General features: G+C 67.3%; 7 protein-coding genes and 2 pseudogenes. 3 read left to right on the top strand and 6 right to left on the bottom strand.

Annotation, left to right across the window (positions count from 1 at the left end):
- The 6 genes and pseudogenes from D571_RS13555 to D571_RS0104170 all read right to left on the bottom strand — a co-directional run.
- Window positions 1–266 (bottom strand): annotated as a pseudogene (locus D571_RS13555) (hypothetical protein); the annotation flags it as partial.
- A 56-nt stretch (window positions 267–322) separates the two neighbouring features.
- Window positions 323–961, bottom strand: coding sequence for a division plane positioning ATPase MipZ (locus D571_RS0104190; RefSeq protein WP_018935421.1), 639 nt, complete (start codon window positions 959–961; stop codon window positions 323–325).
- A 93-nt stretch (window positions 962–1,054) separates the two neighbouring features.
- Complete coding sequence (locus tag D571_RS0104185; protein WP_018935420.1) at window positions 1,055–1,468, bottom strand: sulfur globule family protein; 414 nt, start codon at window positions 1,466–1,468, stop codon at window positions 1,055–1,057.
- Window positions 1,469–2,008: 540 nt separating this feature from the next.
- Window positions 2,009–2,668, bottom strand: coding sequence for a hypothetical protein (locus D571_RS0104180; RefSeq protein ID WP_018935419.1), 660 nt, complete (start codon window positions 2,666–2,668; stop codon window positions 2,009–2,011).
- Between the two features lie 48 nt (window positions 2,669–2,716).
- Complete coding sequence (locus D571_RS0104175) at window positions 2,717–6,547, bottom strand: efflux RND transporter permease subunit (protein WP_018935418.1); 3,831 nt, start codon at window positions 6,545–6,547, stop codon at window positions 2,717–2,719.
- A gap of 37 nt (window positions 6,548–6,584) precedes the next feature.
- Window positions 6,585–7,694 (bottom strand): efflux RND transporter periplasmic adaptor subunit, encoded by a 1,110-nt coding sequence (locus D571_RS0104170; protein ID WP_018935417.1) that lies wholly within the window; start codon window positions 7,692–7,694, stop codon window positions 6,585–6,587.
- Between the two features lie 393 nt (window positions 7,695–8,087).
- Here D571_RS0104170 and D571_RS0104165 point away from each other — a divergent pair.
- The 3 genes and pseudogenes from D571_RS0104165 to D571_RS0104155 all read left to right on the top strand — a co-directional run.
- A pseudogene (locus D571_RS0104165) lies at window positions 8,088–9,014 on the top strand (sigma-54 interaction domain-containing protein); the annotation flags it as partial.
- 192 nt (window positions 9,015–9,206) lie between these two features.
- Window positions 9,207–10,523 (top strand): efflux RND transporter periplasmic adaptor subunit, encoded by a 1,317-nt coding sequence (locus D571_RS0104160; RefSeq protein ID WP_026287567.1) that lies wholly within the window; start codon window positions 9,207–9,209, stop codon window positions 10,521–10,523.
- On the top strand, window positions 10,516–13,686 hold the full coding sequence (locus tag D571_RS0104155) for an efflux RND transporter permease subunit (RefSeq protein WP_026287566.1): 3,171 nt from the start codon (window positions 10,516–10,518) through the stop codon (window positions 13,684–13,686). The genes D571_RS0104160 and D571_RS0104155 overlap by 8 nt, the downstream gene beginning before the upstream one ends.
- Window positions 13,687–13,691 lie beyond the last annotated feature (5 nt).

Raw genomic sequence — 13,691 nt, 5'->3', positions numbered from 1 at the left:
TCTTCCCGCTCGGCTTCTTCCCGCTCGGCTTCTTCCCGCTCGGCCTCTTCCCGCTCGGCCTCTTCCCGCTTGACCTCCTCCCGCTCGGCTTCGGACTCGGCTCGTTCTTCCGCGATGACCTCGCCATTGGCATCAGCCGCGGGCTCGGATTCCGCCGGGGCGAGCCAGTCGCGGGCGGACCAGGCGATCAGCCAGAGGATGATCACGATCAGCACCCAGTACCGGTTGATGAAACCGCGGCGCGGCTGTTGTTCACCTGCTCCCATGTATCACCTCATCCCGTTCGGCGGCGGGACCGTCCCGCGCCTTCTGTCCTGCCGATTCAGACCTGTTCGCCGAAGATCGCGCGAGCCAGTCGATCCAGTTCCTCTGCCGCCTTGCCCGCTGGCTCCAGCTCGTTGACGGCCAGTCCCTCGCTGAACGACCGACGGAAGGCGGTGCGCTGCTTGAGCCGCGGCCGCAGAAAACGGATTCCCTCGATCTGCCTCAGCGCCTCGGCGGTCTCCTCGGTCTCGCGCACGAACTGATGCGTATCGGCGCGGTTGATGAACACCTCGATTCCGGCGTCATCACCGGTGCGCGCCCCGCGACGCTCCTGGATCTCGCGCACGAATCGATGCGTGGACCAGACATCGGCCTGGCTCGGCGGTACCGGTATCAGAACCCGGTCCGCCTGCTCCACCATCCGCATCAGGACGTCCATCGCGGATGGACCGACATCCACCAGACAGTGTTCGTCATTCCCGCGACGCTGCAGCGCGTCCTCCGGGTCAGTGGACCAGGCGAGTGCCGGGAGGTAGCCCTCCTCGGCCCGCACCTCCAGCACATCGACCAGTGTCCTCTGTGGATCCAGGTCCACGGCCTGCACGCGCCGGCCCTTCGCCAGCAGCCACAACGCGAGGTTGAAGGCTACCGTGCTCTTGCCCGTACCCCCCTTGAGGTTGGCCACTACCGTCAGCATCGCGGCTCCCGGATCCCTTGAATTCGTAAGAGGGCTGCCCGGCGAACCGGGCAGCCAGGTTTTACACGGGCGGACCCGTGCTTGCTGCTACGGTTACTGCTCTTCCTGCTGCTGCGGCATGCCCTGCTGCGGACCGTAGCCCGGACCATAACCGGGGCCATAGCCGTAACCGGGGTGGCCATAGTAGCCGGGACCGTAGCCGTAGCCACGACCGTAGCCATAGCCGTCACCACGACCGTGGCCGTAACCGTGACCATGGCCGCGACCGCGGGCGGAGAAGTCGAAATCGCCCATCATGTCGCCGAACATGTCACCCACGTTGTGGCCGCGGCCAAAGAACGGCATCCCGCCGTAGCCCGGACCGTAGCCGTAACCCGGACCGTACGGCGCACCGTAGCCCGGACCGCCATAACCCGGCCCGCCCCACTGCGCGGAAGCCATCATCGGGGCAGCGGCCAGACCGGCCATGGATGCCGCAAGAACGGCTGCTTTCAGAAACTTGCTCATAGTATTACCTCCTCCTCTCGGAGACCTGCCCTCACCATATTGCCACCCGTGCGCGGAGGGCGATCACGCACCGGCATCCTGTCCGCAGACAGGCGACTCACATCCCCTGGCTCCAGGGGCTGAAAAAGAACGGAAATCCATATCCCGGCGCACCCGAGGGTGCGCCATACCCGTACGGACCTGGCCCATGGCCTTCCGGCCCGAAGCCGGGCGCTTCCCGCGAATACGGACGCGGGTCCCGAGGTTGCACATGGCGGGGCTCTTCAACCTCCCGACGCCCCGGATCGAAACCCGGAGGGGCGAACGTTCCTGCCGACGGCGGTACATGCCCGCCGAATCGACCGGATTCACGTACGTCGGCAGGGTCGTGGGGCTGGGCCGACCACGGGTTGTGTCGCTCCCGCGCCTCGGCCGATACCGCCGTCAGGGCCAGCCCGACAGTGACCAGCGCTGCTATCAGCACCCGCCACGCCACTGGCCGTACCCCGTCCGCGGAATCACCTCCGATCGCCATGTGCCTCGCTCCCATGCGTCAGGGCCTCAGTAGCCCCCGTCGTCGCGCCGTTCCTCCATCTGTTCCATGCGCATTTCACGCTGGCGCTCCATCTCTTCCATGTAGGCCTCGCGACCCTTCTGCATCGCTTCCATGCGCGCCTCATGCATGGCCTGCATCTCTTCCATGCGTTCCTGGCGCTCGGCATGCTGCTTCTTGATGCGCTCGCGCATCTCTTCCGGCATGTCCTCGGGCAGGTCATCCGGATCGAACTCCGGCATCTCGCCAAAGCCCTGCGGCCCATACATGCCGGGGCCGTACCCCGGACCCTGCATCATCCCGGGCCCGTGGCCATAACCCGGACCATAACCGTGACGGGGCCCGTAACCATGGCCGTATCCGTGTCCGTAGCCGTCTCCGCGACCGTGGCCATAACCGTGACCGTGGCTGCGTCCGGACATACCGAAGCTGAAGTCACCGGAGGCATCGCGGCGCTGCAGCATTTCGCCGCCCGGATAGGCACCCGCGCCATGGCCATACGGCGCGTGCGATCCCCACGGACCGGGGACCGGGGCCTGCTGGGCGGCCGGGCCCTGCCCCGCACCGGTCTCTTCTTCGGCCTGCACCGTGCCCAGTGCGGTCATCGAGACCATTGCGGCGCCGGCCATGGCCAGACCCAGCATTCGTGCATTGAAACGCTTCTTCATCATCAACCTCCTTGAGGCTCTTGCAGTGAACGTTGACGCCTTTCGCGCCTACTTGAGTCGAATCCCGCGTCGCTTGCGCCCGGCCGCCGACCCGCCCTTGGGACCGGTGCCGGCCGTGTTCGACGTATCCGGGATCTCCGCCGGGCCGCTATCCTCCGCGGCCATCCCCGCGGTCGTGCTGCTCTGTTGCGTCGCAGGCTTGTTCTTTTCCGGGTCGGGCTCCTTATCGGCTCCGGAGCCGGATTTTGGGGCCGCGGCATCCGCGGTTTCGGCCGTCTCGGACGCGTTCCCCGCATCGGCCTGACCGTGCTTCCCCGACCCCGATCCCGATCCCGAATCCGGACCGGATCCCGGGCGCGGGCCTGCGGACGGCCCGCCCCCGGGCCCGCCCTGCGGACCCGAGGGCGGCGGCCCCCCGCCGCCACGCCGCTTCAGCAGCGCGATCAGCGCGCGCCAAAGATCGCGCAGGCCCTCCAGGAAGGCCGCCCCGAGGCAGCGCAGGTAGAGGCCCAGATACTGCACGCCACGAGTCACCGGCCCGCCTTCGGCCGGACCGAAGGGGTTGTCGCTGCGCGTGGCGGTGTCGCCGCCCGCTGAGGGGGCGGCGCAGACCGCCCCGCCGTCCGACCCGTCCGGCGAGGAACGACCGAACGCACGACGCCCGGAGATACAACCCAGCGGGATCACCAGCAGGGTCAGCAGTGTGGCCACGATGGTCCCGAACATCAGCGAGATCGCCATGCCCTGGAAGATCGGGTCGAACAGGATCACGCTGGAACCGGCCAGCAACGCGAACGCGGTGATGATGATCGGACGGGTCCGCGCCTGGCAGGCGAGGATCATGGCCTCGCGCACATCGTGGCCCTCGTCGACGGCCTGACGTCCGAAATCGACCAGCAATATGGAATTGCGCACGATGATCCCGGCGAGTGCGATGAAGCCAATCATCGAGGTGGCGGTGAATTCGGCATTGAACAGCCAGTGACCGGGAATGATTCCGATCAGGGTCAGGGGGATCGGGGCCATGATGATGCCCGGCAGCACGAAGTTGCCGAACTCCCAGACCACCAGCATGTAGATCAGGATCAGAGCAATCGCAAAGGCGATGCCCATGTCGCGGAAGGTCTCGTAGGTCACCGTCCACTCGCCGGCCCATTCGAAAGCGGTGGAGCCGTCGTTGGGGGGCGGACCCAGCCAGTGCGGCTGGACCTTGCTGCCGTCGGGCAGCTCGTAGTCTGCAAGTTGCTCCTCGACCTCCAGCATGCCGTAGACCGGGGCTGCCAGACGCCCCACCACCTCGCCGGTTACGTACTCCACCGGCCGCAGGTTCTTGTGATAAATCGGTTCATCCTGCGGGCGCTCCACGAAACGGCCCAGCTCTCCCAGGCTCACCGTGCCCCCCTGCCCGGTGGCCACCGGAAGCTGTTCCAGGCGTCCGATGTCGGAACGGGTCCCGTGCGGCAGGCGCATTTCGATCAGATGGGGCTCGACCAGCGAGCGGGCCTTGATGTCGCCCAGAACCTGACCACCGATGGCGGCCTCCAGGGTGCGATTCACGCTGTCCACGGTCACGCCACGACGCAGCGCCTTGTCGCGGTCCACGTCGAAATGCCAGACGTTGTGCGGGGCCTGCAGGAAGCTGTCCACGTCCGCGATGTGCTCGGCCCCGCGGAACATCTCCTCCAGATCGCGCGCAACCTGCCGGCGGGTTTCGGCGTCCGGCCCGTAGACCTCGGCCACCACGGACTGCAGCACCGGGGGGCCCGGTGGCATCTCGACCACCTCGATCCGGGCACCAGCTTGCTGGGCCAGCGGGGTCAGAAGTTCGCGTGCCTCGGTCGCGATCTCGTGGCTGGTGCGGGCACGGTCGCCCTTGTCCACCAGCTGGACCTGAATGTCACCCAGCCAGGGGTCCTGGCGCAGGTAGTAGTGACGCACCAGGCCATTGAAGTTGAACGGTGCGGCCGTGCCGACATAGGACTGCAGGCCGGTCACTTCCTCGAATTCACGCAGTTCGGAGGCCATCGCGTCCGCGAGACTGGCGGTCTCGGTCAGCGCCGTCCCTTCGGGGAAGTTGATCATCACCTGGAATTCGGGCTTGTTGTCCAGCGGCAGCATCTTCACCCGGACATCCGTGGTGTAGAACAGACTCGCCATCAGGAAGAACACCACCACGATCCCGGCCAGGAAGGCGTAGCCACGGGCCCGGTTGTCAACGAGGCCGGGGATTACCGAGCGGAAGAAACGCCCGAGCCGCTCGGCCTGGCGGTGCTCCTTGTCGGTCGCCTTCTCCAGATAATCCATGCTGGGCCGCAGGCGCTGGGTCAGCCACGGCGTGAACACGAAGGCCGCGACCAGGGAGAAGAGCATCGCGACCGAACCCAGCACCGGGATCGGCTGCATGTACGGCCCCATCATCCCGGAGACGAACCCCATCGGCAGCAGCGCGGCAATCACCGTGAAGGTCGCGAGGATCGTCGGGTTGCCGACCTCGCGCACCGCATCCACGTTCGTATCCGAATCCAGGTCGCCCTTCATCAACCAGCGGCGGTAGATGTTCTCCACCACCACAATCGCGTCGTCCACCAGGATCCCGATCGCGAAGATCAGCGCGAACAGGCTGACCCGGTCGATGGTGTAGTCCAGCACCCAGGCGCTGAAGACGGTGAACAGGATCACCACCGGGATCACGATCAGCACCACCAGCGCGGCGCGCAATCCAAGGAACAGCGCCACCAGCAGGGTCACCGCAAAGGTCGCGACGAACAACTTGAAGATCAGTTCGTTGACCTTCTCGTTGGCCGTCTTGCCGTAATCGCGCGAGACCTCCACCCCCACGTTGTCGGGTATCGCGTCCCCCTTCATGCGATCCAGACGTTCCAGCACTCCGTCGGCGACCGTGACGCCGTTACTGCCGGGCTTCTTGGCGATGGCCAGCGTCACCGCCGCGGCCCCGTCCGCGGCCGCATCCGGCTCCAGAGCCGCAGGACCGGAGTAGTGCCGCACGAAGCGGTCCACCTCGCCCGGGCCATAGGTGACCTCCGCCACATCGCGCAGATACACCGGCCGTCCGTCGTCCACCGAAATCAGCAGGCGTTCGACGTCTTCCGCACTGGTCAGGAACGCACCGGTATGCACCGACATGTGCCGCCCGCCGCTCTCGATCGCCCCCGCTCCGCGTTCCGAGTTCGCCTGCTGCACCGCCCCGGCGATCTGGTCCAGGGTGATGTCGTAGCCTTCCAGACGTTCGGGCTGCACCTCGATGCGCAGTTTTTCCTCGCGCCCGCTGACCACGAAGCTCTGCGCCGTATCCGGAACCTCGTTGAGCTGCTGCTTCGCGTCCAGGGCAATCTGACGCAGCATCGCGTCATCCACCTCGTCGGACCAGAAGGTCAGCGTGACCACCGGCACGTCATCCGCGCCCTTGGGCCGCACCATCGGTTCGCTGACGCCCGGGGGCATCAGATCCCGATTCGACATCAGTTTGTCGTGGACCTTCACCACCGAGGATTCCATCTCCTCACCGACGTCGAACTGCACGGTGACCATTGCCTCGCCGCGCTGCGACACCGAATACACGTTGTCCACACCCGACAGTTCGCTCATCAGGCGTTCCAGCGGCCGTGCGGCCAGGCTGGCGACCTGTTCGGACGGTACCCCCGGATACTCGACCATGATGTCGACCATCGGGACCGAGATCTGCGGGTCCTCCTGTCGCGGGGTGACGATCAGCCCCAGGATCCCGATCGCGATGCTGGCCAGCAGCAACAGCGGGGACAGCGGGGAATGGACAAAGGCCCGGGCCATGCGCCCGGCAATGCCGGGATCCGTGCCGTGGCCGCCCGGATCCTGGGGGTTCTGGGGATTGTGGTCGCTCATGGGTCGCCGATTTATCCTTATTATCGTCCGACGGGCATCAGTGCCGCGTACGCGGGTTGCTCAGTACCCGAGCCCCGGGTTGCAGCCCCGATGTCACCACCACGCCCCCGTCGCGGGCCGCACCCAGACGGACGGTCCGAATGCGCACCTGATCATCGTCGCCCAGCACCGCGACGCGCGGCAGCGCCCCGCCCGGGATGATTGCACTTTCCGGGATCACCACCCGGTCGTCCCGGACCGCGTCGCCCGGCAGGTGCACCTCGGCATACATGCCGGGCCCCGCGCGGACCTCCTGCGGCAGGTCGAACTTGACGGTGACGGTGTGACGATGCGGATCGGCCAGCGGGAAGATGCGCGATACGCGTGCCTGGATTTCCTCGTCCTCTCCATCCAGCGTGACCGCCACCATGTCCCCCACCTCCAGCTGGCGCACCAGCCGCACCGGAACGGCGGCCTCCACCCGCAGATAGTCCAGATACCCCATGGTCAGCAGCGGATGTCCGGGTTGTACCGTATCGCCCGGCTCGACGTGCTTGTGCATGATCACGCCGTCAAACGGGGCCCGCGAGCGGGTCTCCTCCAGCGCCACGTCCAGTTCCTCGACACGAGCGCGGGCCTGTTCCCAGCGCGCCTGCGCCTGATCCACGCCGATATGCCGGGAGAAAAGGTCCGTGGTGCGATCCAGCGTTGGATCGCCAAAGCCCATGAACTGCCCCATGTCGCGTGTGATCATCTGGTCCATCATCGCGGGCATCCCCATGCCGGGCATCTGGCCGATGTCCTCTGATCGGGGCGAGATCACCTCCCGGTCGAAATGCATGCGGGCCTCACGGATCGCAGCCTCGGTGGTCCGCATCTCGGCCAGAGCCGCCTGGCGCTGCGCCTGCAGGCGCTCGTCGGAGATCGCCGCCACCTTCTCGTCCGTCTCGAAGCGTTCACCCTCCTCACCCTCGACCGACACCACGCGTCCGCCCGATTGCGCACGCAGGGTGACTTCGCGAAACGGGATCACGGTTCCAGATACAGTGCGCCGTTCGGCCTCCAGCGGCTGCGCAATGTGGACCCCGGTGGTCTCGGCAGGTGCGGTACGAGGCGTGGCTTCCGGCGCCCAGCCAGTCTGGGCCGCCGCCGTGCCGGTCATGAGCATTGCACAGATCACCGGAACAACCTTTCGCAACGACGCCATTCGAACCTCCCCCTGAGCTGCCCCGCTTCGGGCTGTTTTTATTGTTGTAGAGAAAAGCACGCCGGGACACAAGCAACGTGCATGCCAATATTTGAATAGGCTTATATGTCAATGAATTAATGAAAAATCAAAAAGCTTGCATCTCAAGGTGTTGCAACAACCGGATTCTCGATATCTGAATATAAGCATCTGTTAAGACGAAAAATTTTTTGTTGCAACACCTCTGGCGCCGTTGCAACACCGCTGCCATACTCCAGCCGGGCCCCGGCGATGAGGCGTGCGATGAAAATGAATCAAGGGGAAGGACTTCCGGCCGAATTCCGCTCGGCCGACCCGATCTGCCATCATCAGATGGTGTTCGCCCGCCGGGCCGCCGGCAGCGACATCCGCATGCTGCTGCTGGGTGAGTCCGGAACCGGCAAGACGCGCCTGGCCCGCGGGATCCATGCCTACAGCCCGCGCGCAAACGGGCCGTTCGTGGAGGTCAATTGCGCGGCCATCCCCGAAGAACTGCTGGAATCGGAGCTGTTCGGCCACGTACGCGGCGCCTTCTCGGGGGCCGTCGCCGATCGTGAGGGACGATTCGAGAGCGCCGACGGCGGCACGCTGTTTCTCGACGAGATCGGCGAGCTCCCCTTGCGGCTGCAGTCCAAGCTGCTGCGCGCGGTGCAGGACGGGCAATTCGAACGGGTGGGCGAGAACATTACCCGACGCGTGAACGTACGGATCCTGTCGGCCTCCAACCAGGATCTGCAGGGGCGCGTCGACACCGGACAGTTCCGTGCCGATCTGTTCTACCGGCTGGCCGTGGCCACGGTGGAACTTCCACCGCTGCGCTCGCGCCCGCTTGACCTGGCCGCCACCCTTGACCACTTCATCGCCGAACACGGCCTCCGACTGGCGCCGGCCCTGCGGAAAAAGCTCGAGAACCACTCCTGGCCGGGCAATTTTCGCGAGCTGGAAAACGTGTTCGCCTGTCTCGAGCTCCACGCGGAGGACACCGGCTACGTAGAGGACTTCCCCCTCCCCGAGAACCGCCCTCCGGGGCATTCCCCTACTCCGGATCCGCGGGCGCGGGCGCACCGCGCGGAGGGACCCCCTGGGCTTCCGGATCCGATCCCCGCCGGCCCCGACTCCTCGACCGCCGGCGAGCCGGACGAGGCCCGCCGCCTGCGCCAGGCCCTCGCCGCACATAACGGCAACCGGACGCGTGCGGCCCGCAGCCTCGGGATCGACCGCACGACCCTCTGGCGCAAGCTTCACCGATACAATCTCGCCTGAGGCCCGGCGCTGCAGGCCGCGCACTGGCGGTGATACACTGCGACACGCGGTCCGGGTCAGCCATGCCGGCCGCGACACGCCGGTTGACTCGGCGAGGAACTTCGCCCCGGACCGGCTCTCCAAGGTCCGGACGCCCGCCCGCCGGCGTCCGCCTCAATCCAGGACCCGAGCGAGAACTGCATGTCCCGTGTCATGCCGCGAGTCGGCCGTGCCCTCATCCCCCTGTTGATCCTCGCCCTCAGCGTGGTCGGCTTCCTGATCCTGCGTGCCACCGGTCCCGAGGCGCCCGCCCCCGAGGGTGAGGAACGCGCCTGGCCGGTGCGTGGCTTCGTCGCCGAACCCGGGACCCATCATCCCTCGGTGGTGCTGTACGGCCGCAGCGGCTCGGCCCAGGACGCGACCCTGCGCGCGGCGGTCCGCGGCGATGTGACGGAGGTTCCCGCGCGCGACGGGCAGACGGTCCGCGAGGGCGACCTGCTGGTCCGCATCGATCCGGCCGAGGCGCAGCTCGCCCTGCGCCAGGCACGCGCGGAGGCTGACGAGCTCGAAGGCGCGCTGGAAAGCGAACAGCTGCGCGCCCGCTTCGACCGCGAGGCGCTGGTGCGCGAACGCGAACTGCGCGACATCGCAAGCCGCGGACTGGAACGTGCTCGGGACCTTCGCGAACGCGACATGGGTTCGGACAGCGATGTCGATGACGCGCGGGAACGTCTCGAGCAGGCCGAGCTGACGGTCCAGAACCGCGAAGAAGCGGTCGCCGACGCTCCCATGCGCCTGGCGGCGGCCGAGGCCCGTCTGGACCGTGCCCGGGCCGCCGCCGAACAGGCCTCGCTGGATCTCGAGCGCACCGAGGTCCGCGCGCCGTTCGACGCCCGCGTGGTCAGCGTGCGCACCTCGCCGGGCGAACGCGCCCGCGACGGCGACGAACTGGTGCGCCTGTTCAACCTCGACGACCTGGAGATCCGTGCAGGCCTGCCGCTGGATCTGGAAACGCGGCTGGAGACCCTGCTGGCGGAGGATCAACCGCTGCGGGCCGTGACCCATGCTGGCGGGCGCGATATCACCACCGAACTGGAGCGCATCGAGGGCGAAACCCGCAGTGGTGCCAGCGGCTCGCACGGGGTGTTCCGGGTCGTGGACGGCGGGCGCTCTCTGGGACTCAACCGTTTCCTCGAACTGGATCTGCACCTCCCCGAGGAGGCTGACAGCCTGGTCGTCCCGTTCGAGGCGCTGTATGGCCGCGACAGGGTGTTTCGGGTGGAAGACGGGCGCCTGCAGTCGCTCACGGTCGAGCGCCTGGGCGAATACCGCAGCAAGGCCGGCGACACCCTGGCCCTGATCCGCCAGTCCGAGATCGAATCCGGCGACGTCCTGGTCGCTACCCGTCTGCCCAACGCGGTGGACGGCCTGCGCGTGGAGGTCGAGGACGACGAGGACCTGCCCTCCGCGGCCGAAGCCGTGCGCGAGGGCGAACCGGACATCACCGAGCAGGGCAGCAGCGATGAGTGACACCTCCGCGCCCATGCCGGGCGGAGCGCCGGCCGGGGACGACTCGGAGACCGGCGGCGGCCGCGGCCCGATCCGGCTGTTCCTCGAACATCGCCTGGCAGCCAACCTGCTGATCGCGCTGATGCTGCTGGCCGGCGCCTACGCGCTCAACCAGCTCAACTCGCAGTTCTTCCCGGATTTCGATCTCGACATCATCACCGTGCAGGTCGAATGGTCCGGAGCCGCCGCGGAGGACGTGGAGCAGGCGATCACCGACCCGCTGGAGCAGGACCTGCGCACGGTGGACGATCTGCGCGAGATGACCTCCACCTCGGCCCTGGGTGTGGCCACCGTCACCCTGGAGTTCGAACCCGGCGCAGACATGACCCACGCGCTGGAACAGGTCAACGACCGGGTCGACCAGCAGCGCAACCTGCCCGCCGAGGCCGAAACCCCGGTGGTCAATCAGGTCATCAATTACGAGCCCGTCTCGCGCCTGCTGATCACCGGCCCCGACGATCCCGTACAGCTGCGCACCCTGGCACGCCAGTTCGAACGCGAACTGCTGGATGCGGGGATCGCGCGGGTCGAATTCACCGGCCTGACCGAAGACGAGATGGCCATCCAGGTGCCGACCTCCAGCCTGTATCGGCTCGACATGACGCTGGAGGATATCGGTGCGGCCGTGAGCGGCATGAGTCAGGACATGCCGGCCGGATCGGTGGGCCGCGATGACACCGCCCGGCAGTTGCGCAGCCTGGAGCAGGCGCGCGACATCCTCTCCTTCGAACGCCTGATCCTGCAGGGCAACACCGAATACGGCCGCATCCTGCTGGGCGACATCGCCGACATCGACCTGCGACCGCGCGATGGCCAGGTACGTGCACGTTCCCAGGGCACCCGCGCGATCGAGATGGAACTGCTGCGCAGCGAGACCGGTGATGCGCTGGAGTCGGCCCGCATCCTCGAACAGTGGCTGGAACGCACCGAGGCCACCCTGCCCCCGGGGGTCAAGCTGCAGCAGACCGACGCCTTCTGGGAACTGCTGTCCGAACGCATCACCCTGCTGCTGAAGAACGGCGCCGGCGGCCTGCTGCTGGTGCTGGGCATCCTGTTCCTGTTCCTCAACCGCCACATCGCCCTGCGCGTGGCACTCGGGATCCCCATCGCGTTCACCGCGGCCTTCGTGGTCCTGTGGCTGGTCGGCGGCTCCATCAACATGATGTCGCTGTTCGGCTTCATCATGTCGCTGGGGATCATCGTCGACAACGCGATCGTGGTCTCCGAACACGCCTACAGCCTGCACCAGCGCGGACTGTCAGCCAGCCGCGCCGCGCGTCAGGGGGCTCAGCGCATGGTCGGCCCCGTGGTCGCCGCCTCGCTGACCACGGTGGCGGCATTCATGCCATTGATGCTGATCGGTGGCGTGATCGGCAATATCCTGTTCGATATCCCGCTGGTGGTGATCTGCGTGATCATCGCCACCCTGCTGATCGCCTTCCTGATCCTGCCGGCCCACCTCCAGGGCGTGATGAACCGCCTCGAAGAGCCCGCAGCCGGAAGCCTGCGGGCGCGGTTCGACAACGGTTTCGAACGCCTGCGCAACGGGGCGTTCCGCAGCGCCGTGACCCGCGCGGTGGACCACTCGGGAGTCACCCTCGCCCTGGCGGTCGGGGCCCTGATCCTGGCCATCGGCCTGGCCGCCTCCGGACGAATCGGCTTTACCTTCTTCCCTTCCCCCGAGGGCACCATCGTCAATGCCGGGGTCAATTTCGTGGCCGGCACGCCGCCCGAACGGGTGGAGGAATTCCTGGTACACGCGGAAGAGGCGCTGGAAAGGACCGACGAGGAGCTGGGCGGCGGACTGGTCCGGGCCTCGGTGACCCGCCTGGGGCGCGGGATCGACCCGGGCGACGGCAACGCCCCCGAGGGCGATCAGTTCGGCACCATCCAGGTCGAGCTGATCTCGCCCGAGGACCGCGACGTGCGCAACCGCGAGTTCATCCGCTCCTGGCAGGACAACGTGCGCGAGGCGCCCGGGATCGAGACCTTCTCGATCGACGAACGCCAGACCGGCCCGCCGGGCCGCGACCTCGAGGTGCGGGTGACCGGCGATGACCCCCACGCCCTCAAGGACGCGGCGCTGGATGTCGCCGACCTGTTCGACGAATTCCCGGGGACCTTCGCCACCCAGGACGACACCCCGTTCGGGCGCGAGCAGCTCGCGTTCCGTCTGCTGCCCGAAGGTCGCGCACTGGGCCTGACCACCGAACAGCTGGGCACCCAGCTGCGCGCCGCCTACGACGGCCACCTGGCCCAGCTCTACCAGGACGGTCTGGAAGAGGTCGAGGTGCGGGTCCGGCTGCCGGATGCCGAGCGGCATGCCACCGAAAGCCTCGATCGCCTGCAGATCCGGTTGCCGGACGGCGATCTGGCGCCGCTGGAGAACGTCGCGGAGCTGACCCCGCGACCGGGCTTCGAGACCCTGCGCCACGCCGACACCCGACTGGCGATCGAGGTCTCCACCGAGGTCGACCGCTCGGTGAACAACGCCGCGCGGATTCGCGCCGCGCTGGAGGAAGGACCGCTGGACGAGGTCGCCGAGCGCCACGGGGTCGAATGGTCGTTCGAGGGCCGCGCCGCGGATCAGGAGGAGACCTTCGCCGACATGCGCACCGGACTGGTGCTGGCACTGGGCCTGATGTACATCGTCCTCGCCTGGGTGTTCGCATCATGGGGCTGGCCGCTGATTGTGATGGCCATCATCCCGTTCGGGATCCTCGGCGCGCTGCTGGGCCACTGGATCCTCGGGGTGGAGCTGACCATCCTGTCGATGTTCGGCCTGTTCGGCCTGACCGGGATCGTGGTCAACAACTCGATCATCCTGGTCAGCTTCTACCAGGGCCTGCGCGACAGCGGGCTGGCCCTGCGCGAGGCGATCATCGAGGCCTCCTGCCAGCGCCTGCGCGCGGTCATCCTGACCTCGGTCACCACCATTGCCGGGCTCACGCCGCTGCTGTTCGAGCGCTCGGTGCAGGCCCAGTTCCTGATCCCGATGGCGATCTCCATCGTGTTCGGGCTGGCGGTGGCGACCCTGCTGGTGCTGTTCGTGATCCCCGCCCTGCTGCGCCTGTACGAAGGCGCGTTCGATCGCGGCGCGACGTCCACCCATCGCGCGAGCTGAGGTCC

The organism is Thioalkalivibrio sp. ALJ24 (genome assembly GCF_000377785.1).
Lineage (GTDB): Bacteria > Pseudomonadota > Gammaproteobacteria > Ectothiorhodospirales > Ectothiorhodospiraceae > Thioalkalivibrio.
Note: the sequence above shows the minus strand (reverse complement) of the source record. Positions and strands in the feature narration are given on the sequence as shown.

Excerpts from the sequence above, each read along its gene's own strand:
- D571_RS0104180 (WP_018935419.1), bottom strand. The coding sequence starts at position 2,668 with ATGAAGAAGCGTTTCAATGCACGAATGCTGGGTCTGGCCATGGCCGGC.
- D571_RS0104160 (WP_026287567.1), top strand. The coding sequence starts at position 9,207 with ATGCCGCGAGTCGGCCGTGCCCTCATCCCCCTGTTGATCCTCGCCCTC.
- D571_RS0104185 (WP_018935420.1), bottom strand. The coding sequence starts at position 1,468 with ATGAGCAAGTTTCTGAAAGCAGCCGTTCTTGCGGCATCCATGGCCGGT.
- D571_RS0104170 (WP_018935417.1), bottom strand. The coding sequence starts at position 7,694 with ATGCTCATGACCGGCACGGCGGCGGCCCAGACTGGCTGGGCGCCGGAA.
- D571_RS0104190 (WP_018935421.1), bottom strand. The coding sequence starts at position 961 with ATGCTGACGGTAGTGGCCAACCTCAAGGGGGGTACGGGCAAGAGCACG.
- D571_RS0104155 (WP_026287566.1), top strand. The coding sequence starts at position 10,516 with ATGAGTGACACCTCCGCGCCCATGCCGGGCGGAGCGCCGGCCGGGGAC.
- D571_RS0104175 (WP_018935418.1), bottom strand. The coding sequence starts at position 6,547 with ATGAGCGACCACAATCCCCAGAACCCCCAGGATCCGGGCGGCCACGGC.